3 protein-coding genes and 1 pseudogene are annotated in these 2,900 nt (G+C 73.1%); 2 read left to right on the top strand and 2 right to left on the bottom strand.

What is annotated here, in order from left to right:
* A pseudogene (locus HW445_RS24910) lies at positions 1-498 on the top strand (hypothetical protein); the annotation flags it as partial.
* A 272-nt stretch (positions 499-770) separates the two neighbouring features.
* On the opposite strand, the gene HW445_RS24905 reads toward HW445_RS24910, so the two are convergent.
* Entirely contained in the window at positions 771-2,039 is a 1,269-nt protein-coding gene (locus tag HW445_RS24905; protein WP_180223170.1) for a sigma-70 family RNA polymerase sigma factor, read from the bottom strand.
* Positions 2,036-2,398, bottom strand: coding sequence for a YciI family protein (locus tag HW445_RS24900; protein ID WP_180223169.1), 363 nt, complete (start codon positions 2,396-2,398; stop codon positions 2,036-2,038). The genes HW445_RS24905 and HW445_RS24900 overlap by 4 nt, the downstream gene beginning before the upstream one ends.
* A gap of 219 nt (positions 2,399-2,617) precedes the next feature.
* On the opposite strand from HW445_RS24900, the gene HW445_RS24895 reads away from it, so the two are divergent.
* Complete coding sequence (locus tag HW445_RS24895; RefSeq protein WP_180223168.1) at positions 2,618-2,767, top strand: hypothetical protein; 150 nt, start codon at positions 2,618-2,620, stop codon at positions 2,765-2,767.
* Positions 2,768-2,900: the final 133 nt, after the last annotated feature.

Here is a 2,900-nt window from a genome sequence, read left to right as displayed (position 1 = left end):
GGACCCCGGCACCCGGAGGCGCGGCAACCGGAGCCGCAGTACCAGGAGCAGCAGTACGAGGAGCAGCAGTACCAGGAGGCGCAGTACCAGGAGACGCAGCCGTCCCCGGAGGACACCGGTACCTTCCCCGTCCCCGTCGGCCAGCCCGGCGGCCGCACCCGGCAGCTCGGCGAGGGCGCCCAGCCCGACGGCGAGCCGGCCCCCGAGCCGCGGCCCGCGCCCGCCCCGGAGCCGGAGATCACCATCCCCGCCCCGCGCCAGGAGCAGCGGCCCGCCGCCGGCCCCACGGCGGAGTTCGAGAACGAGAAGGAGCGCGAGGACGCCTACTACCAGGTGTTCCGGCGTGCCATCGACGGCGGCTTCCCCACCCCGCGCCAGCTCGGCGAGATCCTCGAGGCCCAGTTCGGCCTCACCTTCACCACCGCGGAGCTGAAGAACTACGTGGAGCGCTTCGGCACCCGCTACGACGTGGAACTCGCCCAGGACCACATCGCCTAGGCGCGGTGTCCCAGGCACGCGCACGCGTGGCGGATGACCTCGCGGTTGCTCGCCGGTCGTCGCGTCGAGGTCGCGCAGCCGGTCCTGCCCGGTGCGGGCAGGACTCGTGACCGGGCGCGGGGAACGAACTGATCCTCGGAACCGCCACTGGTCGCCGCGGCCGCACGGTCGCCCTGAGCTCGCTCGAAGGAGTACCAAGCCGGGGCGGCCGACCTGCCGGAGCCGGATCCCGGGGCGGTCCCGGACGAGGCCGGCCGCCGAGAGCCCTGTGCCTATGCCCGACGCGGACCGGTGAGGCGTTCAGCCAGGAACTCGCGCTCGGCGTCGTTCTCCGTCAACTCCAGCGCCTGGCGATAGGCGAGCGAGGCCTCCTCCGAGCGGCCGAGACGATGCAGCAGGTCCGCCTTGATCGCCGGCAGGTACGGGTAGCGCGCGAGCCGGCCGTCCTCCTCCAACGCCGCGACCTCTGCCAGCGCCTGCGCCGGCCCGGAGACCATCGACACCGCCACCGTGCGGTTCAACGCCACCACCGGTGAGGGCCACACCGACAGCAGCTCGTCGTACAGGGTCACGATCTGTGGCCAGTCCGTCCGGTCGTACGAGGGTGCCTCGGCGTAGAGCGCGGCGATCGCCGCCTGCAGGACATAGCGGCCCGGTCGGCCCCCGCGCAGCCCGCCCACGATCAGGTCGTGCGCCTCGGCCATCGCCGCGCGGTCCCAGAGTGAACGGTCCTGGTCCTCCAGGCGCAGCAGGCGACCGTCGGCGTCGACCCGGGTGGCGCGCCGGGCGTCGGTGACCAGCAGCAGGGCGAGCAGCCCTCGCACCTCCCCTTCGTCGGGCATCAGCTCGCGCAGCATCCCAGTCAGCCGAAGCGACTGGTCCACCAGGTCGTTACGCACCAGCGACGCGCCGGACGGCGCGGTGTGCCCGGCGGTGTACAGCAGGTGGATCACACCGAGCACCGCGCGCAGTCGATCCGGCAGCTCGGCCGCTCCCGGCAGCCGGAAGGGGATCCGCGCAGCCGAGATCTTCTTCTTCGCCCGGGTCATCCGGGCGGCCATCGTCGACTCCGATACGAGCAGCGCCCGGGCGATATCGGCGGTCGTCACCCCGCACACCAACCGCAGCGTGAGTGCCAGCTGCGCCTCCTGTGCCAACGCCGGGTGGCAGCACATGAAGATCAGTCGCAGTCGCTCGTCCGGTACCACGTCCTCCGGTTCGACGGCGGCCGGGTCGTCGATGGCCACCTGGTCCTCCGTCTCCTCCGGCTCCACCAGCAGTGGAAGTTTCGAGCGGAACGTCCGCTCGCGCCGCACCGCGTCCATCGCGCGGCGCTTGGCGGCGGTGGTGAGCCAGGCCGACGGGTTGTCCGGGATCCCGTCGTCGGCCCAGCCGGCCAGGGCCGCGGCGTAGGCCTCCTGCACGCACTCCTCGGCCAGGTCCAGGTCGCGCGCGACATGCGCCGTCGCGGCGAGCACCCGGGCCCACTCCCGACGGTGCGCGTCCACGACCGCCGTCCGGACGTCTGCCGGGGGCGTCATGCCGCGGCGGGCCGATCCGCGATGAAGCCTCCCTCGAGGGGCCGCACCTCGACACCGCCGCCCTGCTGGGTGGCGGGATTGGCCCGAGCGATCTCCAAAGCGGCGTCCAGGTCGGGTGCCTCGATGACGGCGAAGCCGGCGATGACCTCCTTGGCATCGACGAACGGGCCGTCGGTCACCACGTCGCCGCGGATCGAGGTCGCTGTGCCGGCGGCGGGGTGCAGCGCGAATGCCGCGACCAGGGCGCCGGACTGCACCATGTCCTCGAAGTGGCGGTCATGGGCCTCCCGCGCCCCGGGAACGGCCTCGGCCTCGTCGACGTGGGCCTTCGCGTAGAGGAGGATCGCGTACTGAGCCATCACGGCCGCCCTTCCAGGTACTCGTTGTTGCCTGACACCCTTACGTCGAACGGCCGGTCCGGAATCGACAGCCCTCCTCGGAGTTTCGTCGACCGATACCCCGCGATGCGACGATCGGGCCGACGAAGAGGGTAGATCTCCTTGCGGCCCGGGACCTCTTTACCGGGCGAGGGCATCGCCCGGGCGCGGGCGCCCGGCGACCGAGGAGGGGGAAGCCCCATGTCCGACGTGCTGTGGGCGGTGCTGATCCCGGTCGCCCTGCTGGCGGTGGCCGGGCTGGTCCTCGCGGTCTGGGCCGCGCGGGGCACGAGCCGGCCGGTGGAGCACCACTCGTCGATGCCCGACGAGCCGAACTGGCCCGACGGCTGAGCCGGACCGCGGACCGCCACACCTCACGGCCCCGCCCCCACCCCTCGCCGCCGCATCCCGAACGCACCGGTGCCCCGGTGGTCGTGCGACGTACGACCACCGGGGCACCGTCGTTCCGCGCCCGGTTCCGCGG

This window comes from Streptomyces sp. UH6, assembly GCF_013421635.1.
Classification (GTDB): domain Bacteria; phylum Actinomycetota; class Actinomycetes; order Streptomycetales; family Streptomycetaceae; genus Streptomyces; species Streptomyces abyssomicinicus.
This window is presented reverse-complemented; position numbering and strand designations above follow the sequence as displayed.

Bases quoted from the DNA above. Each gene is read 5' to 3' on its own strand.
- HW445_RS24895 (WP_180223168.1), top strand. From the start codon at position 2,618: ATGTCCGACGTGCTGTGGGCGGTGCTGATCCCGGTCGCCCTGCTGGCG.
- HW445_RS24905 (WP_180223170.1), bottom strand. From the start codon at position 2,039: ATGACGCCCCCGGCAGACGTCCGGACGGCGGTCGTGGACGCGCACCGT.
- HW445_RS24900 (WP_180223169.1), bottom strand. From the start codon at position 2,398: ATGGCTCAGTACGCGATCCTCCTCTACGCGAAGGCCCACGTCGACGAG.